The organism is Aeromonas sp. Prich7-2 (assembly GCF_017939255.1).
Taxonomy (GTDB): domain Bacteria; phylum Pseudomonadota; class Gammaproteobacteria; order Enterobacterales; family Aeromonadaceae; genus Aeromonas; species Aeromonas caviae.
The window spans coordinates 43659-65830 of the sequence record NZ_JAGKRI010000038.1 but is presented as its reverse complement, the minus strand read 5'-3'; the positions used below and the strand labels follow the sequence as shown (position 1 = coordinate 65830).

Here is a 22172-nt window from a genome sequence, read left to right as displayed (position 1 = left end):
ATGAAACCATCACGCGCAATCATCAATGCAGAGGGATGGCAAACCTGCTGGCCCGAGTGAAACACTTCATGGATACCGTGTCTCCTTTCCCGGGGAATGGCTATGGCACAGCGAAGGTGTAGCACTATTGGGATCAGTTATTTAGGCCCATAGCGAGCTTGGCGTCCCTTCGGTTGAGGCCTCTGCCGCCAAACACTGGATAGACAGATAGGATGTCGTAAAAAGGGGTCAGGCGAAAACGCCCTTCCGGTTCGATAAACACCGAGAAATTCTTGGCATGGCCATCGGTTGCCGCCAGCAACCAGAACAGCACCTGAGATTTCATGAACAGGTAGCGATCCTGTTCTGGCGTAGTAGAGCCCAGCAGGATTGTCATGATGTCAGTGATCCCCGGGCCTCCATGGCTCTCGTACTTCCGTGCTGACGGAACATTCAATACCTGACAGAAATCTTCTTGGGGAAGGCGCATGATCCAACAGCGATCTGCTGCGTAACGTCTGTCGAAGCGTTCCACAGCAAGAGCTTTGACTTGGCCAACCTGCATCATGAAGCAGTGAGGTACGGGTAGAGCAAACTCCTTGGCAATCAGAGTGCAGAGATATTCGTTTTCTACGCTCTGGGAGAGGTCTATCGAGTAGGAGTGGCTTTCAATCTTGCCGATGGGGAGTTTGATAATGTGGGTTGTCGGTGTTGCGTTGAGTGGCAAGCACCAACGGCCATCGAGATAGAGCAGCGCTGTTTTTTCCTGTGCTCCGGCGATGGAGATCCGGAACTCCTCTTGCTCCCTGACCATACCCAAAGGGATTCCTGATTTGTAGCTGGTCAGGATCTGTTCCAGCTCGTCATCGGAAAGGGCCTTGTAGTCGATTCGCCTGACATCTGGAACATCGTACCCTTCGGTAACCAGCTGTAATGCCCCTACGCTATCCTGGCCAATGCAACTGAGCAGATCAAAGGGCTGGGTTGATACCGCCTGATAGCGTGCAACAACCCTGTTCCTCACCTCCGGATTATCTGGCAGCAGGTTGTCGAAGAAGTTATAGGCTTCATCACCTCTATACGCTTGATGGCGCAATGGCATGGAGAGCGAGATAGGACGGCAACCCGGTTGTGCCAGCCATGACTCATGGTACTGAAAATGATGGGCACCGCTGGTTGCTTTGGCGAATGTGCCCACCCGATAGCCATTCATGTAGACAGCCAGATTGGCCATTACCACTCCTCCTTCCAGCCCGATGCCGGACTATCGGGTGACTGATTTCGGGGCTGGATATCGAGCGACAGCTCGAGCGCTGCGAGGATCTTGAACAGGGTCTCCAGCTTGGTGGACTCAGGGTTGAGCTCGAAGCTGGAGACTGTGTCTTGCCTAATTCCCACTTTCTCGGCCACTTTGCCTTGAGAGAGCTTTTGAGAAAGCCTGGCATCCTTGATACAGGCGCTCAGCTGCTTAGCGCTGGTTACTTTCATGATTCGACAACCTGGTAGCGTGCCTTCTTCCAATTTACACGCTATGGCAGGTATATCAATATTTACCTGTTATAGACGGTAAGTATCATTTACACGCCATAGGCGGTATCTAACATTTATCCCCTATAGCGGGTAAGAGAACAGCAAACGGGGGGAGATGATGTCGAAGTTTCAATCAATATGGGCAGCCAACCAGTCGAGACCTTGCTCTGCAAACATAAACAGTTGGTCGCTATAGCCAGGAGTAATCACACTGAGAATTATCTCGGGGGTCAATATTCAGATAGTCGTGCACCAGCGTATTGCGAAGGCCAATGAGCTTGCTCCAACAGATCAGAGTGTCGGGGCATAGCTCACCACGTAGGACAAGGAACTCGAATGCCTGATAGGCATCCTGTGGGGTATGGCCTGCCAGCGTTTTGGCCCAGTGTTTTGCCACGCCAATACTCGCTTCGATAGAAACCTGCAGGATTCGCTCGGCGGTGCGGTACTCCAGATTGGAAAGGGTGCGCAGCGCCAGAATTGCCCGGATCTCTGACAGCTCGGCCTGGTAGCGCGACAAGCTGGTGCGCAAAGCGCCGATTGAATCGCCCCCAGTTCCCTAGACACCTCACAGCCTTAAAATGAGGCAACTATTGGAGGTGTTATGACCCGTCAGCGTTATCCAGAAACATTCAAAATCGAAGCCGTTAAACAAATCACCGAGCGCGGGCGGCCGGTGGCTGACGTTGCACGTGCCATCGGGGTATCCAGCCACAGCCTGTATGCATGGCTCAAGCAGTACGGTAAGCCTGCTGACCAGCAGATAGAAGAGTCTGCCTTGCAAGCCGAGATCCGCCGCCTGAAAACTGAACTGCGCCAGGTCACCGAGGAGCGCAATATTCTAAAGGAGGCCGCCGCGTACTTTGCCAGCGAGTCAAGGAAAGGTACGCGTTCATAACCTCCCGACTCGACCGGTACAGTGTCGTTACCCTGTGCCAGACCCTGGGGGTTCACCGAAGTGGCTTCTACGCGTGGTTGAAACAGCCCACATCGCCACGACAGCAGGAGGACGAACGACTGACCGGATTGGTCAAGCAATCCTGGCTGGAAAGTGGTGCTGTCTACGGTTATCGCAAGATCCATCGCGACTTTCGTGGCGCAGGGGAAGCCTGCGGCAAGCACCGTGTGGCCAAATTAATGAAGCGGGAGGGACTGCGTTCGCAAACGGGCTATCAACGCCGCAAGGGGCATTATGGAGGCAAGAGCACGCAAGCTGCCCCAAACACGCTGGCACGTCAGTTTAAGGTGCCAGCCCCCAACATCACCTGGGTGACTGACATTACCTACATTCGCACTCAAGAAGGGTGGCTGTACCTGGCGGTGGTGCTCGACCTGTTCTCTCGCCAGATCGTCGGCTGGGCGATGAAGTCACGCATGACGGCAGACTTGGCGGTTGATGCGTTATTGATGGCCGTCTGGCGGCGCAAACCCAAGCAGCCGGTACTGGTGCATTCGGATCAGGGCAGCCAGTTTACCGGTGGTGAATGGCAAGACTTTCTGAAGGCCCACAACCTGAGTTGCAGCATGAGCCGACGGGGTAACTGTCACGACAACGCGGTCGCCGAGAGCTTCTTTCAGTTGCTCAAACGGGAGCGGATCAAGCGCAGGATTTACGCGACAAGAGACGAAGCCCGCAGCGATGTGTTTGATTATATCGAGATGTTTTACAACCCAATCAGGCGTCATGGTTCCAATGATGGGCTGTCGCCGGTAGAGTTTGAAAGGCAGTTTATTTTTCAGCAACAAAGTGTCTAGAAAACCAGGGGCGCTTCACTCGAAGAAGCTGGCCTTGTAGGCATTCGAGAAATCCAGATGGTGTTTACCAGTCTCGTACTCGAAGAGTCGCTTGGCGCGGATGGCTTCGGCTGCTCGCTGGGTTTCTTTGTTGTGGAGCCGCTGTGCTGGGGTACGCGGCTTGTCGTACAGGAAGAGATCCAGGGTCTCTCTGCTGCGTTTGTGCTTGCGGATGCCCGTGGTTTGGTCAAGGTAGGAGCCGGCGTAGTAGGTTAAGCGCAGAGCGCGCTTGCCTTCGGCGTCCGGTGCGCGGTATTCGATGCTGATCTTCATAAGTGTCCCCCAAAAGTACCCCAAGAGGTTACTTTGGGGTACTCTCGGGGTAAATTCTCACGAAACAAGATCAGGAAAGAATAGCCAGTAAAAAACAAAGTCCAATATTTACAATGTCTTATGTTCTCACTGGCTGCTTTTTATTGCTGATTTTTCACCACATTACTTGCCGATGCAGAAGCTGGAGAAGATGCGGCCCAGCAGATCGTCGGAGCTGAACTCGCCCGTGATTTCGGACAGGGACTCCTGGGCCAGGCGCAGCTCCTCGGCCACCAGTTCGCCAGCCACATAGACCTCAAGCTGCTCCCTGGCTACCAGCAGCCGCTCGGCTGCGCGCTCCAGTGCGTCCAGGTGGCGGCGGCGGGCCATGAAGCCCCCCTCGGTATTGCCCTGGAAGCCCATGCAGGCCTTGAGGTGCTCGCGCAGGGCGGGCAGCCCCAGCTCGGTCTTGGCGGAGATGCGATAGACGGCGTGGCCCTGCTCCTGGCTCGGTGCCAGATCCTCGCCGGTCAGGTCCGCCTTGTTGCGCACCACGGTGAGGCCGATGTTTTTTGGCAACCGATCAACGAATTCCGGCCAGATGTCGTGGGGATCGACGGCATCCGTGGTGGTGCCGTCCACCATGAACAGCACCCGGTCGGCCTGTTCGATCTCGGCCCAGGCACGCTCGATGCCGATCTGTTCCACCTTGTCCTGGGTATCGCGCAGGCCCGCGGTGTCGATGATGTGCAGCGGCATGCCATCCAGATGGATGTGCTCGCGCAGCACGTCGCGGGTGGTACCGGCGATCTCGGTGACGATGGCGGACTCGCGGCCTGCGAGGGCGTTGAGCAGGCTCGATTTACCGGCGTTGGGGCGACCGGCGATCACCACCTTCATCCCCTCTCGCAGCAGGGCACCCTGCTTGGCCTCGCCGCGCACGTCGTCCAGCTCGGACATGATGGCGTAGAGGTCACCCGCCACCTTGCCGTCGGAGAGAAAGTCGATCTCTTCATCCGGGAAGTCGATGGCCGCTTCCACATAGATGCGCAGCCGGGTGAGGCTCTCCACCAACTGCTGAACCTTGCCGGAGAACTGCCCCTGGAGGGAGTGCATGGCGCTGCGGGCGGCCTGCTCGCTGGAGGCTTCGATGAGATCGGCGATGGCCTCGGCCTGGGCCAGATCCAGCTTGTCGTTGAGGAAGGCGCGCTCGCTGAATTCGCCCGGGCGGGCGGGGCGGATGCCGTCGATCTGCAGGATGCGGCGGATCAGCATGTCGAGAATGACGGGGCCGCCATGGCCCTGCAGCTCCAGTACGTCTTCGCCGGTGAAGCTGTTGGGGGCCTTGAACAGCAGGGCTATGCCCTGATCCAGCGCCTGGCCCTGCTCGTCCCTGAACGGCAGATATTCGGCATAACGCACCCTGGGGAGCTTGCCGAGCACTATCTCGGCGACCCGCTCGGCGGCAGGGCCGGAGACGCGGACTATGCCGACGCCGCCACGGCCGGGGGCGGTGGCCTGGGCCACGATGGTATCTGTTGTCATCTTGCTTGACTCGCTGGTTGGCTGAATGAGTAAGAGGGTGGGGGACATTGTAATAAAAAAGGCGGCCCGAAGGCCGCCTCTTTTGTCATCAGGAAAGATGGGCTGCGCATCAGTTGCGTGAGTGCAGGCCTTTCTTCTCCAGCTGACGATAGATGATGGTCTGCTGGATGATGGAGATGACGTTGCTCACCAGCCAGTACAGAGTCAGACCTGCCGGGAACCAGAGGAACATGAAGGTGAAGATGATCGGCATGAACTGCATCACCTTCTGCTGCATCGGGTCCGTGATGGTGGTCGGGCTCATCTTCTGCAGATACCACATGGAGGCACCCATGAGGATTGGCAGCACGAAGAAGGGGTCCTTCACCGACAGGTCGGTGATCCACAGGGCGAACGGCGCGTGGCGCAGCTCGACAGACTCCATCAGTGCCCAGTAGAGGGCGATGAAGATGGGCATCTGTACCAGGATGGGCAGGCAGCCGCCCAGCGGGTTGACCTTCTCCTTCTTGTACAGCTCCATCATGCCCTGGGACATCTTCTGGCGATCGTCACCGAAGCGTTCCTTGAGCGCAGCCAGCTTGGGCTGGAGCATGCGCATCTTGGCCATGGAGGTGTACTGGGCCTTGGTCAGCGGGAACATGATGCCGCGCACCAGCAGGGTCAGCATGATAATGGCCAGACCCCAGTTCTGGACGAAACCGTGGAACACGGTCAGCAGCCAGTGCAGCGGTTGGGCGATGAACCAGAGCCAGCCGTAGTCGACAGTCAGATCCAGGTGGTTTGCCACCTTGGCCATCTGATCCTGTAGCTTGGGACCGATCCACAGCTTGCCGCTCACTTCGGCCTGCTGGCCGGCAGCGACGTCAACCAGCGGCGCCTTGTAGCCGATGATGGCCTGGTCCTTGCCCGGGATCACGCGGCTGTAGAAGCTGTTGGTGTCGTTGGCATTCGGGGCCCAGGCAGAGACGAAGTAGTGCTGCAGCATGGCGACCCAACCACCCTGGGTGGTCTTGTTCAGGTCGGCATCCTTCATCTCGTCAAAGGTGTACTTCTTGTAGCGGGAGTCTTCGCTGGAGAAGGCACCACCACGGTAGGCACTGGCCACCATGGCATGACCTTCCTGATCCTTCGGCGTGGTCATGGTCTGCTTCAGCTGACCGTAGAACTGTACCTGGACCGGCTCGGCAGACTTGTTGTCGATCTTGTAGTCGACGCCCACGGCGTAATCACCGCGCTTGAGCACGAACTCCTTGGTGAAGACCACGCCCTTGCTGTCGGTCCAGGTCATCGGAACGACGACTTGATCCTGACCATCGGCCAGCTGATAGCTGGTCTGGGCGGCTTCATAGGTGGGACGACCCTGGGCCTGGCTGTCCGGACCATTGCGACCGACCAGACCGCTCTGGGCCACATAGAGGTGGGCAGGTTGGCTGGTCAGCAGGGTGAACGGCTGTTCCTTGCCTTCTTCCAGCTTGTGGGCCAGCAGCTCGGCAGAGACGATGTCACCGCCCTGGGTGTCCAGGGTCAATTTGAGCACGTCGGAGGAGACGGTGATCAGCTTGCGCGCGGCGTTACCATTTGCTTGCTCGGAAACCTGAGGAATATCACCGGTCTGACCGGCTTCAGGTACGAAATGTTCGGTTTGGGCCACGGTAGTCGGGGCCGGCTTCGGAGCCTTGTCGGACTCCCACTGTTGCCAGAGCAAGAAGCTCACGAACAGCAAACCGATCAGGAGTAAATTGCGTTGTGATTCCATAGTCTTCAGTTTCTTCGCTTTGGTTGCGGAACCGGGTCATAACCACCCTCGGATAAGGGATGGCATTTTAATAGACGTTTGCTGGCTAACCAAACGCCTTTTATGAAACCGTGAAGTCGGATTGCTTCTATCGCAAATTGGGAACAAGTCGGGGTGAAACGGCAGCGCGGCCCGAGCAGGGGACTAATGATTAGCTGATACAGGCGTATCAGTTTGATTGCTACCCATTGCAACGGCGTGACAGAGTGCGCCATAGCTTTTCCAGTAACTTGAACAGCGCTTCGTTGTCCATCTCCTTCACGCCACCCTTGGCGATCACGACGATGTCGATAGCGGGCAGATTGGCTTGATTGAGGCGAAAACTTTCCCGAACCACTCGTTTTACACGGTTGCGCCAGACGGCACGCTTGAGCGCCTTTTTGGGCACGGCGAGGCCAAGACGGGGGTGTTCGAGGGAGTTGGGGCAAGCAAGAAGCGTAATTTGCGGAGAAGCGGCCCGGACAGGCTCGGCGAAAACGCGTTTGAAGTGTTCGGGAGTTAACAGACGTAACTCCCGAGAGAAGGTGTGCTGGGTAGGCATTAGACTACCAGGCGGGCACGACCCTTGGCACGACGAGCGGCCAGAACTTTGCGGCCGTTGGCAGTAGCCATGCGAGCGCGGAAACCGTGAGAGCGCTTGCGCTTCAGGTTGGACGGTTGAAAAGTACGTTTCATGATTCGATTCCGTATTTCTGTACAGTTTTGATTGTCACACTTAGCCGACGCGCCAGCTATAGCGTGTGACGACTAGCAAAAGAGGCCGAATTCTAAACAGAGTTCAGCTTCTCGTCAATCCGCCGTTCCTTTCCATCTCGCCCCGTTCGTCGACCGAGCGGGATAATCTGGCAGGATCCGGAGGATCAAGGGCCCCGAATTATACTGGCAACCCGGGGTTAAACAAGGATCCCTCAAGAAAAAAGGCGGCCAGGCCGCCAAAGAGAGAGCTATTTAAGTACTTTGCGCAGGAACTCCCGGGTACGGGGATCCTGCGGATCGACCAATATCTGATCCGGCGGGCCCTGCTCCACGATCCGGCCTCCTTCCATGAAGATCACCCGATCGGCGACATCACGGGCAAACTCGATCTCGTGGGTCACCACCACCATGGTCTGGTGCTGGCGGGCGAGCTGCTTCATCAGGCCCAGCACCTCGTCGACCCATTCGGGATCGAGGGCGGAGGTGGGCTCGTCAAACAGGATCACCTTGGAGTGGGCCGCCATGGCCCGGCCGATGCCGACGCGCTGTTGCTGGCCGCCGGAGAGGGAGGCCGGGTAGGCATCCTGTTTCTCGGCGAGGCCGATGTCCTTGAGGATGCCCAGGGCAGTGGCACGAGCCTCCGCCTTCGGCTGCTTCCAGACGGTGATCAGCCCCTCGGCGATGTTGTCCAGCGCCGTCTTGTTGGCGAACAGGGCGTAGTTCTGGAACACGAAAGAGGCGCGTTTGCGCAGTTCGATGGCCTGCTGGTCGCTGGCCTTGGCCAGATCCACGGCGAGGTCATCGATGACGAGCCGCCCTGCATCCGGGGTTTCCAACAGGTTGAGGCAGCGCAGCAGAGTCGACTTGCCGGTACCGGAAGGACCGATGATGACGACAATCTCCCCCTTCTTTACCTCAAGATCGATGCCGTTGAGCACCTGATTTCCGTCATAGGCCTTGGAGAGACCCGTTAGGTTGATCATGACAGGCCTCCTTTAATAAGCACGGTTCAGCCGCACTTCCAGCAGATGCTGCAAGCGGGTGAAGAAGATGACCACCACCCAGTAGATCAGCGCCACCGCCATGAAGCTCTCGAAGAACTTGAAGGAGGAGGCCGCTTCCATCTGGGCCTTGCCCATGATCTCCGCCACTCCCAGGGTAAACGCCAGAGAGGTGCTCTTGATCATGTCGATGAAGTAGTTCATCAGCGATGGTGTCGCGATGCGGGCCGCCTGGGGCAGGATGATCCGCTGCATCGCCTGCAGCCGGCTCATGCCGATGCTGAGGGCGGCTTCCATCTGGCTCTTGTGGATGCCGAGAATGGCTGCCCGGATCGACTCGGCCATGTAGGCGGCAAAGTGCAGGGTCAGGCCGATGATGGCGGCGGTAAAGGCATCCATCCCCACGAAGATGGGGAAGAGCTGCGGCAGCCCGTAATAGAGCAGAAACAGCTGGACGAGCAGCGGTGTACCCCGGAAGAACGAGATATACAGCATCGCCAGCCAGTGAAGTGCGGGAACGCGAAACACCCGTACTATCGCCAGGATCAGCGACAGTACGAGTGCCAATACGAATCCCCACAGGGCCATTTCCATCGTGGTGCCCAGGTATTTGAGCAGGATGGGAAACAGCCCTAGCGTGTACTCGAGGTCAAATTCCATCATTTATTTGCTGGTGATGTCCGCTGCGAACCATTTTTCGGAGATTTTGGTCAGGGTGCCGTCTTTGCGCATGGCGGTGAGGGCATCGTCAACCTTTTTCAGCACTGCCTGCTTTTCCGGGGTCTTCAGGAAGGGCAGGGCGTTCTCGATGGTTTCGAACGGTGCACCGGCCTGTTGCAGCGGCAGCTTGGATTCCTTGATCAGCTGGGCGGTGGAGACGCGGTCCATCACGAAGGCGTCGATGCGGCCCAGGGCGACATCCTGCTCGAAGGCGGAGTCATAGGTACGGATATCGATCTTCTTGTTGGGGTCGTTCTTGCGCAGCAGCTCTTCGAAGTTGGAGCCCAGGTTGACGGCGACCTTCTTGCCTTCCAGGTCCTTGATGCCGTGGATGGTGTTGTTGCCCTTGCGGACCACGATCTGGGCACCGTCATAGACATAGGGCTGGGAGAAGGCGTACTTGGCCTTGCGCTCGTCGGTGATGGTGATCTGGTTGGAGATGGTGTCGACGCGGCCGGTTTCCAGCATGCCGAACAGGCCGGAGAAGCTGGCGGTCACGAACTCGACCTTGTAGCCGGTGCGCTCACCGATCTGGTTCCACATGTCCACCTCGAAGCCCTGCAGCTTGTCCTGCTTGACGAAGGTGAACGGGAAATATTTGCCGGACATGCCGACCTTGATGGTTTCCTGGGCGATGGCCTGGCCGGACAGGCTGGCCAGCAGAATGGCGGCGCCGGAAATCAGTTTGATGGTGGATTTCATGGGGATTCCTCTCTCTGTAGTGCTGTATTTTTAGTTGTATTCACGGGTTGGCGCTGATGTTATTGGAATAAAATATAAAAAAATAAATGATATTTGGTTATATAAAATAACTATGGTTGCAGCACGCCATTCTGTCCACATTGCCGATATCCGGCTGTGGGTAACTTTGGGGATGAAATGGGATCCTGGGGCGTTGGATCCTTGAAAGTCAAGGATCTTATTTGCTGGATCCGTGCGGCAGCAACTGGAGATCCGGCCACTAAAAACGTAGAATAGCCGGTCTTTACTTAATCAATTGACGGGAGTCTAGAGTGACTGCTTCGCTATGGCAGCAGTGCCTTAACCGGCTGCAAGATGAGTTGCCCTCGGCAGAATTCAGCATGTGGATCCGGCCGCTTCAAGCGGAGTTGAGTGACAATACTCTGACCCTGTATGCACCGAACCGCTTTGTTCTGGACTGGGTACGCGACAAGTACCTGCTCCGGGTCAACGGCATCATCAACGAGCTGTGCGGAGCCGACGCTCCCACCCTGCGTTTTGATATCGGCAATCGCCCTCATCCCGTCGCGGTCGCCAGGGTGCCGGCCCGTGGTGTCGATCCTGTGAATAACTCTCCCAAGAGCTGGGAGAACAAGGCCGAAGCCAAGCCCGAGCCGAATCACAAGAGCAACACCAACGTGAACTACACCTTCGAGAATTTCGTCGAGGGTAAGTCCAACCAGCTGGCCCGTGCGGCTGCCCGTCAGGTAGCAGACAATCCGGGTGGCGCCTACAACCCGCTGTTCCTCTACGGTGGCACCGGTCTGGGCAAGACCCACCTGCTGCACGCCGTTGGCAATGCCATCAAGGATCGCAAGAAAGACGCCAAGGTCATCTACATGCACTCCGAGCGGTTCGTGCAGGACATGGTGAAGGCGCTGCAGAATAACGCCATTGAAGAGTTCAAGCGTTATTACCGTAGCGTCGATGCCCTGCTCATCGATGACATCCAGTTCTTCGCGAACAAGGAGCGCTCCCAGGAGGAGTTCTTCCACACCTTCAACGCCCTGCTCGAAGGTAACCAGCAGATCATCCTGACCTCGGATCGCTATCCGAAGGAGATCAACGGGGTGGAGGATCGTCTCAAGTCCCGCTTCGGCTGGGGTCTGACGGTGGCGATCGAGCCGCCCGAGCTGGAGACCCGGGTTGCGATCCTGATGCGCAAGGCGGACGAGAACCAGATCCACCTGCCAGACGAAGTGGCCTTCTTCATCGCCAAGCGGCTTCGCTCCAACGTCCGTGAACTGGAAGGCGCCCTCAACCGGGTGATCGCCAACGCCAACTTCACCGGCCGCGCCATCAACATCGACTTCGTGCGCGAGGCGCTGCGCGATCTGCTGGCCTTGCAGGAGAAGCTGGTCACCATCGACAACATCCAGAAGACGGTGGCGGAGTACTACAAGATCAAGCTGGCGGATCTGCTCTCCAAGCGTCGCTCCCGTTCCGTTGCCCGCCCGCGCCAGCTGGCGATGGCGCTGGCCAAGGAGCTGACCAACCACAGCTTGCCTGAGATAGGGGATGCCTTTGGTGGCCGTGACCACACCACAGTTCTTCATGCCTGCCGCAAGATCGAGCAGCTGAAGGAAGAGAGTCACGACATCAAGGAAGACTATTCCAACCTGATCCGTACCCTTTCTTCCTGATAACGGAACGGAGTGCACAGATGCAGATTGCATGTTCCAGCCTGATCCGAACCCTTTCCTCCCAATAACAACGGAGAGCACAGATGCAGCTCGAAATTAGCCGTGAGGCCCTGTTACGTCCCCTGCAACTGGTGTCCGGTGCCCTGGGTGGCCGGCCGACCCTGCCCATCCTCGGCAACGTCCTGCTCGATGTCAGCAATGGCCTGCTGTCGCTGACCGGGACCGATCTCGAGGTGGAGATGATCGGACAGGTCTATCTCAACAGCGACAGCCAGGATGGCCGCACCACAGTGCCGGCGCGCAAGCTGCTGGACATCTGTCGCGGTCTGCCGGAGGGGGCGGAGATCCGCCTTAGCACTGAGGGAGAGCGCCTCATCATCCGTTCCGGCCGCTCCCGCTTCAACCTGTCGACCCTGCCGGCGACCGAATACCCGAACATCGAGGATTGGGAATCCGTGCTCGAGTTCGACATCAGCCAGCTGGAGCTGAAAAAACTCATCGACGCGACCCAGTTCTCCATGGCGAGCCAGGACGTGCGCTATTACCTGAACGGCATGCTGTTCGAGAGCGAAGGCCACGGCTTGCGTACCGTGGCGACGGACGGTCACCGGCTGGCCACCTGCCGCCGCGAGGTGGTGGAAGAATCGCTGCCCGATCATCAGGTCATCCTGCCCCGCAAGGGGGTGCTGGAGCTGGTGCGCCTGCTGGAAGCGGAAGACAAGCCGGTGCGGCTGCAAGTGGGCCGCAGCAACCTGCGCGCCGCCCTGGATGGCTTCATCTTCACCTCCAAGCTGGTGGATGGCCGTTTCCCGGACTGGCGCCGCGTCATCCCGAGAGGGAGCGACAAGGCCCTGATCGCCGGCCGCGAGGATCTGCGCCAGGCCTTTGCCCGTGCCGCCATCCTCTCCAACGAGAAATTCCGTGGGGTGCGTCTCAATCTGCAGGAAAACCTGCTGCGCATCACCGCCAACAACCCGGAACAGGAAGAAGCCGAAGAGCTGCTTGACGTACAATACGCCGCTGGCGAGATGGAGATCGGCTTCAACGTCTCCTATGTGCTGGACGTGTTGAATACGTTAAAATGTGACCAAATCCGGATCAGCCTGAGCGATTCCATCAGCAGCGCCATTATTGAGGATTTTGAGAACCAAGATGCCCAGTACGTGGTGATGCCGATGCGGATCTAGTCGTGTCCCTGGTCAAACTCCAGCTCAGCGACTTTCGCAACATCCAGCACGCCAGTCTCGCGCTGTCTCCCGGCCTCAATATCCTGGTCGGGAGCAACGGCAGCGGCAAGACCAGCGTGCTGGAAGCCATTCATTATCTTGGTCTCGGCCGCTCGTTTCGTACCCATTTGACCGGGCGGGTCATCCGCCAGGGCGAGCGGGCCTTTACCCTGTTTGCCCAGTGCGAGCTGGAGGGGCGTCAGGTGCCCATCGGGCTTGCCAAGGACAAGGGAGGCGAAACCCAGCTCAAGATCGCCGGTGCCCAGGCCCAGCGTCTGGCCGATCTGGCGGAGCTGTTGCCGGTACAGTTGATCCACCCCGATGGTTTCAGCCTGCTGACCGGTGGGCCCCAGGCTCGCCGGGCCTGGCTCGACTGGGGTGTTTTCCATCAGGAGCCGACCTTCTTCTCCCTCTGGGGGCGGGTGCGTCGGCTGTTGAAGCAGCGCAATGCCTTGCTGCGCCAGAGCACCCAGTATCGTCAACTGGCGTTCTGGGATCAGGAACTGGTGCGACTGGGTGGCGAGCTGGCGGGGTTTCGCGCCAGTTATTGTCAGGCCATTACGCCCCTGATCAAGGAGATGACGGCGGATTTTCTGCCGGAGTTCGACATCAGCCTTGGATTCTATCGAGGCTGGGAAAAAGACACCCCCCTCGATGTATTGCTGGAGGCGGGGTTCGAACGGGATCGTTCGCTGGGGTACACTGGGGTCGGTCCGCAGAAGGCGGACGTGCGGCTCAAGGCGAACGGCGTGCCCGCGCAGGATATTTTGTCCAGGGGTCAGCTGAAGTTGCTGGTCTGTGCCATGCGGCTGGCCCAAGGGCTCTATTTGAATCAACATAGCAGCCGTGGCTGTATTTTTTTAATTGATGATTTTGCCTCTGAACTGGATGTCGACAAACGTCGTCTGCTGGCCGCAAGGCTGAAGCAGTGCGCGTCCCAGGTGTTCATCACCGCCATCGATACCGGTCAGCTCGCAGACATGATGGATGCGAGTGACTGCAAGCTGTTCCACGTGGAACAAGGCAAGATCTCCGAAACGTTAGAGAAGGCAGAGAGTAAGCTATGAGTGAAAATACTTACGACTCCTCGAATATCAAGGTGCTGAAGGGCCTGGATGCGGTCCGCAAGCGCCCGGGGATGTATATCGGCGATACGGACGATGGATCGGGCCTGCACCACATGGTGTTCGAGGTCGTCGACAACTCCATCGACGAGGCTCTGGCTGGCTACTGCTCCGATATCCAGGTCAAGATCCACTCCGACGGCTCCGTCTCCGTGCGCGACAACGGTCGCGGCATTCCGGTGGACATCCACCCGGAAGAGGGCCGCTCCGCCGCCGAAGTCATCATGACTGTGCTGCACGCCGGCGGCAAATTCGATGACAACTCCTACAAGGTGTCCGGCGGTCTGCACGGTGTGGGCGTCTCCGTGGTAAACGCGCTTTCCGACAAGCTGCTGCTGACCATCCGCCGCAACGGTCATGTCTACGAGCAGACCTATCACCTGGGCGAGCCGCAGGCACCCCTCAAGCAGATTGGTGACAGCACCGGCACCGGGACCGAAGTCCGCTTCTGGCCGAGCCCGACCATCTTCAGCGACACCCTGTTCCACTACGAGATCCTGGCCAAGCGTCTGCGCGAGCTATCCTTCCTCAACTCCGGCGTCTCCATCCGTCTGATGGACGAGCGTGACGGCCGCGAGGCGCACTTCTGCTACGAAGGGGGCATCAAGGCCTTCGTCGAGTACCTGAACCAGAACAAGACCCCGATCCACCCCAAGGTGTTCCACTTCACCACTGAGCAGGACGGCATCGGTGTCGAAGTCGCCATGCAGTGGAACGACGCCTATCAGGAAGGGGTCTACTGCTTCACCAACAACATTCCGCAGCGGGATGGTGGTACCCACCTGGTGGGCTTCCGTACCGCGTTGACCCGGACGCTGAACAACTACATGGACAAGGAGGACTACAGCAAGAAGGCCAAGTCCGCCGCCAGTGGTGACGACGTCCGTGAAGGTCTGATTGCCGTTATCTCCGTCAAGGTGCCTGATCCCAAGTTCTCCTCCCAGACCAAGGACAAGCTGGTCTCGTCCGAGGTGAAGACCGCCGTGGAACAGGCGATGGGCGAGAAGCTGGCAGACTTCCTGCTGGAGAACCCGGGCGACGCCAAGATCGTGGTCAACAAGATCATCGATGCGGCCCGTGCCCGCGAAGCGGCCCGCAAGGCCCGCGAACTGACTCGCCGCAAGGGCGCGCTGGATATCGCCGGTCTGCCCGGCAAGCTGGCGGACTGTCAGGAGAAAGACCCGGCGCTCTCCGAACTCTACATCGTGGAAGGGGACTCTGCTGGCGGCTCCGCCAAGCAGGGTCGCAACCGGAAGAACCAGGCCATCCTGCCCCTCAAGGGTAAAATCCTGAACGTGGAGAAGGCCCGTTTCGACAAGATGATCTCCTCCCAGGAGGTGGGCACCCTGATCACCGCCCTGGGCTGCGGCATCGGTCGCGACGAGTACAACCCGGACAAGCTGCGCTATCACAACATCATCATCATGACGGATGCGGACGTCGATGGTGCGCACATCCGTACCCTGCTGCTGACCTTCTTCTATCGTCAGATGCCGGAAATCATCGAGCGTGGCTATGTCTTCATCGCCCAGCCGCCGCTCTACAAGGTGAAGAAGGGCAAGCAGGAGCAGTACCTGAAAGACGAAGACGCATTGTTGCAGTACCAGACCGCCATGGCGCTGGACGGTGCGACCCTGCACGTCAACGAGTCCGCCCCGGCCATCGGTGGCGAGGCACTGGAACGTCTGGTCAACCAGCATCGCGCCGTGACTCACCTCATCACCCGCATGTCCCGCCGCGCGCCGGAAGCCGTGCTGACCCAGCTGATCTATCAGCCTGAGTTGAACGAAACCCTGCTGGCCAGCGAGAGCGATCTGCAGACCTGGTGCCAGAGCATGGAAGCCGTGCTCAACGAGAGCAACCACGGTATCCAGTACCAGATGCAGGTACGCCGCGACGAGGAGCGCAGCCTGTTCGTGCCCCACGCCGTGGTACGCCAGCACGGGGTCGACCGTGAATATCCGCTGAGCTATGACTTCCTGCAATCCTCCGAGTACCGTCAGCTGGTCTCCCTGGGCAAGGAGATCGCCAACCTGATCGAGGAAGGCGGTTACATCAAGCGTGGCGAGAAGGTGAAGCCGGTCGCCAGCTTCGTTGAAGCGGTCGAGTGGCTGATGGGCGAAGGAAAGCGTGGCATCTACATCCAGCGCTATAAAGGGCTGGGGGAGATGAACCCGGAGCAGCTGTGGGAAACCACCATGGATCCGGAAGCCCGTCGCATGCTGCGTGTCACCATCGACGACGCGGTCGGTGCCGACCAGCTCTTCTCCACCCTGATGGGTGACGCCGTAGAGCCCCGTCGCGACTTCATCGAGACCAACGCCCTGCGGGTTGCCAACCTCGACGTCTAATAGACGGCCCGACAACCATCAAAAGCCGCTCCTCGTGAGCGGCTTTTTGTTTTCTGGGGCAAGGAAGAGGGCGCGTTCCACGTGAAACATGAGGGACCTAGACTCTGTCACCGCGAAAGGTGCGGCGCCACTCCCGCGGCGACACCCCGAAGCGGGCGCGAAAGTGCTTGCTCAATATGGTGGCAGACCCGAGCCCCACCAGTTCGGCGATGCGTTCCACGGTGTGGGAGCAGGACTCCAGCAGCGTCTGGCTGCGGCGCAGGCGCTCCGCCATCAGCCACTCCCCGAGGGAGAGACCGGTGGCGAGCTGGAAGCGGCGGCTAAAGGTGCGTCGGCTCATCATGCAATGTTCCGCCAGGCTATCCAGGGTGTGGGGCGCGGCCAGGTGCAGGCGCAGGTGATCGAACAGCTGGTTGATCCTGGCATCCCGGGTGGTGGCGGGCACCGGCTGCTCGATGAACTGGGCCTGGCCACCCTCCCGGTGGGGAGGCACCACCAGCCGCCTGGCCAGCTTGTTGGCAATCTGGCTGCCGTGATGCTGGCGAACCAGATAGAGGCAGCAGTCCAGGCTGGCGGCGGTGCCAGCCGAGGTGATGAGCCCTTCGTCGTCGACGTAGAGGGCATTGGTATCGAGCCGCACCCGGGGGAAGCGCTGGACGAACTCCTGTTCAAATTCCCAGTGGGTGGCGGCACCGCGCCCGTCCAGCAGGCCGGCATAGGCCAGCACATAGGTACCGAGACAGAGCCCCACGATCTGGGCTCCCCTGATCCGGGCGGCAACCAGGGCATCGAGCAAGGCTTGGGCGGGGCGCTCGGCCGGATCGCGCCAGAAGGGGATGATGATGATATCCGCCTCCAGCAGCCCCTCCAGGCCATAGTCGGCCTCCATGCGAAAGCCCTGGGAGGAGGCGGGTTGCCGCGTGTCATCCCCGGCGCAGAGTCTCAGCTCGAACAACGGCTGGCCCGGCATCATCTTGTCGCCAAAGATGAGGCAGGGCACCGAGCAGTGAAAGGGGCTGAAGCGATCGAAGGTTATGACGGCGACGATGAGAGGACGGGGCATGGTGGCAGACTCCTTTGCACTCGGATCCCCATCATACGGGGCAGCAACAGAAAGCCGAAGGGCCATGTGGTGCCCGGCCTCTCGCTCAGAGCACCATGGTGTCGCCATCCTCGGGCACCCGTACCCGGGCGGCCATCCCCTGGCTGTCCAGGTAGTCACGCAGCTCCCGCCGGGACAGCAGGGCATGATTGACCGCCTCCATGTGGCTGGCGATCAGGGTGGCCTGCGGGGCGGCCTGATAGACGGCGGCCACATCCTCCTTGCCCATGATGATGGCGCCCAGACCCGTCACCTGGGCATCGCCGCAGTTGAGGACAACGACCTCGGGTTGGTGCCGGTGCAGCGCTTGTTCAACCTGGGCATTCCAGACGGTGTCGCCGGCCAGATAGAGGGTCTTTTCGGCGGGATGGGAGAAGACCACTCCGCTGACCTCGCCAAGGCGATCCCCCAGCAGGGCCATGATGGTATCGCTGCCGTGTCGGCCTTCCGTCTGTTGCAGGCGGATGCCGGCGAACTCGCCGACCTCGCCCAGCAGGCGCACATCCTCGAAGCCGCATCCCCTCATGGTGTCGGCATCTTTCTGATGCTGCACGAACAGGGGAAGGTGCTTGGGGATCTTCGTTTTCGCGACATCGTCCCAGTGATCCAGATGGTCATGGGTGACGATCACCGCATCCACCTCCAGCAGGGTCGCCATGGGCAGCGGCAGCTCGACCAGGGGGTTGCGAAGATGGCTGTTGGCCATGCCTTCGAAGCCGGGGTAGCTCCCCTTGGGGGCCAGCATGGGGTCGATGAGGAAGCGGGTTCCTGCGTAGTGGATGAGCAGGGTGGCGTTGCGAACCTGGGTAATCTTCATGGCGTGCTCCGGTTTCTCGTTGGGGACACGGCCAGTATGGAGGGATGAGGGACGGATCATGAGTGGCCCGCAGGCCTATTATCGATCCAATCGGGCCATTCTTGATGGCCTGCATTTCTTTTGTTTTTACCCCTTGAAAGCCAAATGCTGGCCCCTATATAGATAACAAGGCCGGAACGCTCGACAGAGGTTTCGACCAGGCGCCCGTCCATCAGGAGGGCAAACAATCCGTTATCGCTCACAAGAGGGTAATACTATGCGTTCTATCGACTTTTCTCCGCTCTATCGTTCTGCCATCGGTTTCGATCGTCTGGCCACTCTCATCGAATCTGCCGCCAGCAATGGCAATGCCGGCTATCCCCCCTACAACATCGAGCAGCTGGGTGACAGCGACTACCGCATCAGCATGGCGGTGGCGGGCTTTACCCAGGAAGAGCTGGAGCTGAGCTTCCAGGAAAATCTGCTGACGGTGAAGGGCAGCAAGCAGGCCGACACCGAGCGCAACTACCTCTACCAAGGCATTGCCGAACGCGGCTTCGAACGTCGCTTCCAGCTGGCCGACTATGTGCGGGTGAAGGGGGCCGACCTGAAGAACGGTCTGCTGCACATCGACCTGGTGCGCGAAGTGCCCGAGGCGATGAAGCCCCGCAAGATCGAGATCAACGGCTGACAGCCTGACCTCGTCGCATTGCTGATGTTTCCCGGGTGCCGATGGCGGGCCCGTGGAGAGTAAACCCTGTTGCTTTATAGAAGGATAGGATCATGCGTAACCTCGATTTTTCTCATCTCTATTCCAATGCCGTCGGCTTCGAGCGGATGGCCCGCGAGCTGGAAGGCCTGTTCGATCAGAAGACCTCGGCCTACCCCCCGTACAACATCGAGAAGCGGGATCACGACAGCTACCTCATCACGGTTGCCGTGGCCGGTTTCGATCGCAATGAGCTGGAGCTGGAGACCGAAAACGGTACCCTCAAGGTGAAGGGGCGCAAGGTCGCCACCATGGGCGAGCGCCAGTTCCTCCATCAGGGGATCGCCGAGCGGGACTTCGAGCTCGCCTTCAAGCTGAGCCAGCACGTGGAAGTGCAGGGGGCCAGGCTGGAGCACGGCCTGCTGACCATAGAGCTGGCCCGGGAGCTGCCGGAAGCGCTCAAGCCCCGCGCCATCCCCATCGGCAAACCCGATCAGCTGGCACTGCCCGGTTAAACAACATCGCTGACCACCTGATAGAAAAGAGGCCTGCATCTGCAGGCCTCTTTTTTCATGCCGAAGGGGGAATCAACCGGCGTAGAGGGCGTTGATCTCGTCGGCCAGGATGGCGATGCCACGACGCACCAGATCTTCGCTCTGGGCATAGTTGAGGCGGATGCACTCCTGGCTGTGGCGCCACTCGGGGTCGTCGATGCCGGGGAAGAAGTAGTGGCCGGGCACGATCAGCAGGTTCTTCGCCTTCAGTCGCTCATACAGCTCCTGGCAGTGGATCGGCAGGTCTTCGAACCAGAGCCAGAGGAAGAGGGCACCCTCCGGCTTGTGGATGTGGAAGCGCGGATCCGGAATGGCCTCGCGCAGCAGCTGGACCGCGAAGGTGGCTTTGTGCTGGTAGAAGGGTTTCACCACCTGTTCGCTCAGGGTGATGATGTCTCCGCTCTCGATCATCGGAATGGTGATGGCCGGACCCAGGCTGCCCGGTGCCAGATTGATGATGCCGCTCAGGTTGGTGATGGCCCGGATGATCTTCTCGTCGGCGATGACGATGCCGCAACGGGTGCCAGGCAGGCCGAGCTTGGAGAGGCTCATGCAGAGGATGGTGTTGGCGTTCCAGAACGGCTTGGCGTCGCTGAAGATGATGCCGGGGAAGGGCACGCCGTAGGCATTGTCGATGAGCAGCGGGATCCCCTTGTCACGGGCGATCTGATCGAGGTGCTCGATCTCCTCGTCGGTGAGCACGTTGCCGGTGGGGTTGGTCGGCCGGGAGACACAGATCACCCCGATGTCGTCGCCCACCTGCAGGCTTTCGAAATCCACGTGGTATTTGAACTGGCCGTCGGGCAGCTTCTCGATGGTGGGCTTGTAGGCGACGAAATGATCGTCCGAGAGGGCCGAGTCGGCATAGCCGATGTATTCGGGGGCCAGGGGGAACAGCACCTTCTTCTTGCGACCGTCGGCGAACTCGCCGGCCAGCAGGTTGAACAGATAGAAGAAGGCGTTCTGGCTGCCGTTGGTCAGGGCGATGTTGCGGGCGGAGATCTCCCAGCCCAGCTCCTTGCTGAGCAGGGCGGCCAGCGCCCTGGTGAACCTGTCCTTGCCCTGGGGGCCATCGTAGTTGGCCATGGCCTTGATCAGTTCGCCGTTGTCGAGCAGGGTATTGGCCTCGGCCTGAAAGCGTTCCAGCATGGCGGGGATGGGGGCCGGATTGCCGCCTCCCAGCATGATGGCGTCGGGATTCAGCAGCCCTTGATTGAGGTCGTCCATGAGTTGGGTAATACCGGCGTGGCGAGTGAACTTCTCGCCGAACAAGGAGAATTCCATTCGGTGGCAAATCCAGAGTCAGTTAAGGGGGGAGCTAGCACCATAGCTCACTTCAAAAGCGGGTGTCGATCAAAAAAACGGGGCGTTTCACGTGGAACAGGGTTGCCATGATGGAGGTGGTAAAAAAAACCATTTATAGGTTTTAAAATAACCAATATTCGATTCAGGAAGGGGGGTGGCAGCATCAAAAAATTATTTATATCAATAAAATCATGCTGTTATAAATCTGGCACAACTATTGGAATAGCTATCTGGTCATCTCAACCACACCGGAGCACGCCAGATGAAGATCCTGATCGCTACCCTGATTGCCAGCAGCCTGAGCCTGAATGCCATGGCCGCCGAGAACCCCAGACCCGAGCTGGACAGCGCTGCCCTGCAACAGGAGATGCTGGCCTTGCAGCAGCAGGCTTCCCATGACGTGGTGGCAGAGGCCATTCAAAACCTCAAGCCGCTGGCCCTGGAGACCCTGGTGGTGGAGGCGAGCTCGGCCGATGCGACTCATCCTGAGAGCTGAGGTAGCGCAAGGGGGTCTGCCCCGTGTGCTGCCTGAAGAAGGCGATGAAGGCGCTGTCGCTGGCGAACTCCAGGGCAGCGGCCACCCGGCTGATGGGCTCGGCTTCGGCCAGCAGTTCCATGGCCCGCAGCAGTCGCCACTGCTGGCGCCAGGCCTGGTAGCTCATGCCGGTCTCCCGCATGAAGATGCGGCCTATGGTCTTGTCACTGGCACCCACCCGCTCGGCCAGCCGGTTGAGCCGATCGGGCAGGGTGTCACCCCGCTTTATCTCCTGCAGCCAGCCGGTCAGACGTCCGTCTGACGGCAGCGGCAACTGCCAGGATTCCCGCGGCGCTTGCGCCAGCTCTTCTTTCAATAATGCCAGTGTGCAGGTTTGCTCTGCTTCCGGCTTGTCCCAGGGCCAGAGCGCCATCCGCTCGATGATCTCCCGCAGCAGCGGGTTGACCGACAGCACCGCCATCTCGTTTGGCAACGCGGGCTCCGGCTGGAAGTAGAGGGAGCGATAGGCCACTACCCCGCGCATCAATACCCGGTGGGGCAGGCCTGCTGGCAACCAGGCCGCTCGCGTCGGCGGCAGCAGGCAGACCTGATCGTCCAGCTCTATGGTCATGCAGCCTGCCTGGGCGAACAGCAGCTGGTGGCGCTGGTGCTGATGGCGGCCGGAGTCGTGCCAACCGAGGGCGGCGGCAATACCGATGGCGCTGCCATCGTGCTGGTCCGGATCAAAGGGGGTGATCGGGAAGAATAAAGGCCATGTGTCCGATTCTTGCTGTTTATAGTCCGCCTTATTGTAATCGGACATGTTATCCCTCT

The 22172-nt window shown here is 59.3% G+C and carries 23 protein-coding genes and 2 pseudogenes; 9 read left to right on the top strand and 16 right to left on the bottom strand.

Annotation, left to right across the window (positions count from 1 at the left end; translation table 11 throughout):
* Positions 1 to 122, top strand: a pseudogene (locus tag J9892_RS08715) (IS630 family transposase); the annotation flags it as partial.
* Between the two features lie 11 nt (positions 123 to 133).
* Here the strand turns inward: J9892_RS08715 and J9892_RS08710 are convergent.
* The 3 genes from J9892_RS08710 to J9892_RS08700 all read right to left on the bottom strand — a co-directional run bounded on the left by J9892_RS08710 (position 134) and on the right by J9892_RS08700 (position 2029).
* Positions 134 to 1213 carry a type II toxin-antitoxin system HipA family toxin gene (locus J9892_RS08710; RefSeq protein WP_246876648.1) on the bottom strand — a complete coding sequence of 360 codons (1080 nt, stop codon included), beginning with the start codon at positions 1211 to 1213 and terminating at the stop codon, positions 134 to 136.
* Positions 1213 to 1467 (bottom strand): helix-turn-helix domain-containing protein, encoded by a 255-nt coding sequence (locus J9892_RS08705; RefSeq protein ID WP_128296259.1) that lies wholly within the window; start codon positions 1465 to 1467, stop codon positions 1213 to 1215. Before J9892_RS08705 ends, J9892_RS08710 begins: the two co-directional genes overlap by 1 nt.
* Positions 1468 to 1699: 232 nt before the next feature.
* Positions 1700 to 2029 (bottom strand): DUF86 domain-containing protein, encoded by a 330-nt coding sequence (locus J9892_RS08700; RefSeq protein ID WP_210538211.1) that lies wholly within the window; start codon positions 2027 to 2029, stop codon positions 1700 to 1702.
* A gap of 84 nt (positions 2030 to 2113) precedes the next feature.
* Here J9892_RS08700 and J9892_RS08695 point away from each other — a divergent pair.
* Positions 2114 to 3264 (top strand): IS3 family transposase gene (locus tag J9892_RS08695; RefSeq protein ID WP_102948979.1). Its coding sequence is split into 2 segments (ribosomal slippage): positions 2114 to 2351 and positions 2351 to 3264, totalling 1152 coding nucleotides; the frame shifts between segments, so codons are not numbered across the junction.
* Positions 3265 to 3279: 15 nt separating this feature from the next.
* Here J9892_RS08695 and J9892_RS08690 read toward each other — a convergent pair.
* The 9 genes from J9892_RS08690 to J9892_RS08650 all read right to left on the bottom strand — a co-directional run bounded on the left by J9892_RS08690 (position 3280) and on the right by J9892_RS08650 (position 10014).
* Positions 3280 to 3576, bottom strand: coding sequence for a hypothetical protein (locus J9892_RS08690; protein WP_246876647.1), 297 nt, complete (start codon positions 3574 to 3576; stop codon positions 3280 to 3282).
* Positions 3577 to 3738: 162 nt separating this feature from the next.
* Positions 3739 to 5100 (bottom strand): tRNA uridine-5-carboxymethylaminomethyl(34) synthesis GTPase MnmE, encoded by a 1362-nt coding sequence (mnmE, locus tag J9892_RS08685; protein ID WP_010672278.1) that lies wholly within the window; start codon positions 5098 to 5100, stop codon positions 3739 to 3741.
* Positions 5101 to 5209: 109 nt separating this feature from the next.
* The gene (gene yidC, locus J9892_RS08680; RefSeq protein ID WP_010672279.1) at positions 5210 to 6856 is read right to left on the bottom strand and encodes a membrane protein insertase YidC; all 1647 of its coding nucleotides are present in this window, start codon (positions 6854 to 6856) and stop codon (positions 5210 to 5212) included.
* 5 nt (positions 6857 to 6861) lie between these two features.
* A complete protein-coding gene (gene yidD, locus J9892_RS08675; protein WP_010672280.1) occupies positions 6862 to 7110 on the bottom strand; it encodes a membrane protein insertion efficiency factor YidD in 249 nt (82 codons plus the stop codon).
* The gene (gene rnpA, locus J9892_RS08670; protein ID WP_010672281.1) at positions 7077 to 7436 is read right to left on the bottom strand and encodes a ribonuclease P protein component; all 360 of its coding nucleotides are present in this window, start codon (positions 7434 to 7436) and stop codon (positions 7077 to 7079) included. The genes yidD and rnpA overlap by 34 nt, the downstream gene beginning before the upstream one ends.
* Positions 7436 to 7570: a 50S ribosomal protein L34 gene (gene rpmH, locus J9892_RS08665; protein WP_005307156.1), complete on the bottom strand. Its 135-nt coding sequence runs from the start codon at positions 7568 to 7570 to the stop codon at positions 7436 to 7438. The genes rnpA and rpmH overlap by 1 nt, the downstream gene beginning before the upstream one ends.
* Before the next feature lie 269 nt (positions 7571 to 7839).
* Complete coding sequence (locus tag J9892_RS08660) at positions 7840 to 8574, bottom strand: amino acid ABC transporter ATP-binding protein (protein ID WP_010672282.1); 735 nt, start codon at positions 8572 to 8574, stop codon at positions 7840 to 7842.
* Positions 8575 to 8586: 12 nt separating this feature from the next.
* A complete protein-coding gene (locus J9892_RS08655) occupies positions 8587 to 9255 on the bottom strand; it encodes an amino acid ABC transporter permease (RefSeq protein WP_010672283.1) in 669 nt (222 codons plus the stop codon).
* Complete coding sequence (locus tag J9892_RS08650; protein WP_039040644.1) at positions 9256 to 10014, bottom strand: amino acid ABC transporter substrate-binding protein; 759 nt, start codon at positions 10012 to 10014, stop codon at positions 9256 to 9258.
* 311 nt (positions 10015 to 10325) lie between these two features.
* Here J9892_RS08650 and dnaA point away from each other — a divergent pair, with 311 nt between their 5' ends.
* The 4 genes from dnaA to gyrB all read left to right on the top strand — a co-directional run bounded on the left by dnaA (position 10326) and on the right by gyrB (position 16397).
* The gene (gene dnaA / locus J9892_RS08645) at positions 10326 to 11696 is read left to right on the top strand and encodes a chromosomal replication initiator protein DnaA (protein ID WP_210538210.1); all 1371 of its coding nucleotides are present in this window, start codon (positions 10326 to 10328) and stop codon (positions 11694 to 11696) included.
* A gap of 83 nt (positions 11697 to 11779) precedes the next feature.
* The gene (gene dnaN / locus J9892_RS08640) at positions 11780 to 12883 is read left to right on the top strand and encodes a DNA polymerase III subunit beta (RefSeq protein ID WP_043153671.1); all 1104 of its coding nucleotides are present in this window, start codon (positions 11780 to 11782) and stop codon (positions 12881 to 12883) included.
* 2 nt (positions 12884 to 12885) lie between these two features.
* The gene (gene recF, locus J9892_RS08635) at positions 12886 to 13989 is read left to right on the top strand and encodes a DNA replication/repair protein RecF (RefSeq protein ID WP_043153674.1); all 1104 of its coding nucleotides are present in this window, start codon (positions 12886 to 12888) and stop codon (positions 13987 to 13989) included.
* Positions 13986 to 16397: a DNA topoisomerase (ATP-hydrolyzing) subunit B gene (gene gyrB / locus J9892_RS08630; protein ID WP_042879717.1), complete on the top strand. Its 2412-nt coding sequence runs from the start codon at positions 13986 to 13988 to the stop codon at positions 16395 to 16397. Before recF ends, gyrB begins: the two co-directional genes overlap by 4 nt.
* A 97-nt stretch (positions 16398 to 16494) precedes the next feature.
* Here gyrB and J9892_RS08625 read toward each other — a convergent pair whose 3' ends face one another.
* Both J9892_RS08625 and J9892_RS08620 read right to left on the bottom strand, forming a co-directional pair.
* A complete protein-coding gene (locus J9892_RS08625; RefSeq protein WP_210538209.1) occupies positions 16495 to 17460 on the bottom strand; it encodes a helix-turn-helix domain-containing protein in 966 nt (321 codons plus the stop codon).
* A gap of 85 nt (positions 17461 to 17545) precedes the next feature.
* On the bottom strand, positions 17546 to 18316 hold the full coding sequence (locus J9892_RS08620) for an MBL fold metallo-hydrolase (protein WP_124812910.1): 771 nt from the start codon (positions 18314 to 18316) through the stop codon (positions 17546 to 17548).
* A gap of 256 nt (positions 18317 to 18572) precedes the next feature.
* On the opposite strand from J9892_RS08620, the gene J9892_RS08615 reads away from it, so the two are divergent.
* Both J9892_RS08615 and J9892_RS08610 read left to right on the top strand, forming a co-directional pair.
* Positions 18573 to 18986 carry an Hsp20 family protein gene (locus J9892_RS08615; protein ID WP_010672291.1) on the top strand — a complete coding sequence of 138 codons (414 nt, stop codon included), beginning with the start codon at positions 18573 to 18575 and terminating at the stop codon, positions 18984 to 18986.
* A gap of 92 nt (positions 18987 to 19078) precedes the next feature.
* The gene (locus J9892_RS08610; protein ID WP_010672292.1) at positions 19079 to 19519 is read left to right on the top strand and encodes an Hsp20 family protein; all 441 of its coding nucleotides are present in this window, start codon (positions 19079 to 19081) and stop codon (positions 19517 to 19519) included.
* 72 nt (positions 19520 to 19591) lie between these two features.
* On the opposite strand, the gene J9892_RS08605 is transcribed toward J9892_RS08610, so the two are convergent.
* Entirely contained in the window at positions 19592 to 20842 is a 1251-nt protein-coding gene (locus J9892_RS08605) for a valine--pyruvate transaminase (RefSeq protein WP_109113150.1), read from the bottom strand.
* 283 nt (positions 20843 to 21125) lie between these two features.
* Here J9892_RS08605 and J9892_RS08600 point away from each other — a divergent pair, with 283 nt between their 5' ends.
* On the top strand, positions 21126 to 21359 hold the full coding sequence (locus J9892_RS08600; protein ID WP_041212072.1) for a hypothetical protein: 234 nt from the start codon (positions 21126 to 21128) through the stop codon (positions 21357 to 21359).
* Here J9892_RS08600 and J9892_RS08595 read toward each other — a convergent pair.
* A pseudogene (locus J9892_RS08595) lies at positions 21289 to 22114 on the bottom strand (helix-turn-helix transcriptional regulator). The gene J9892_RS08600 and the pseudogene J9892_RS08595 overlap by 71 nt on opposite strands.
* Positions 22115 to 22172: the final 58 nt, after the last annotated feature.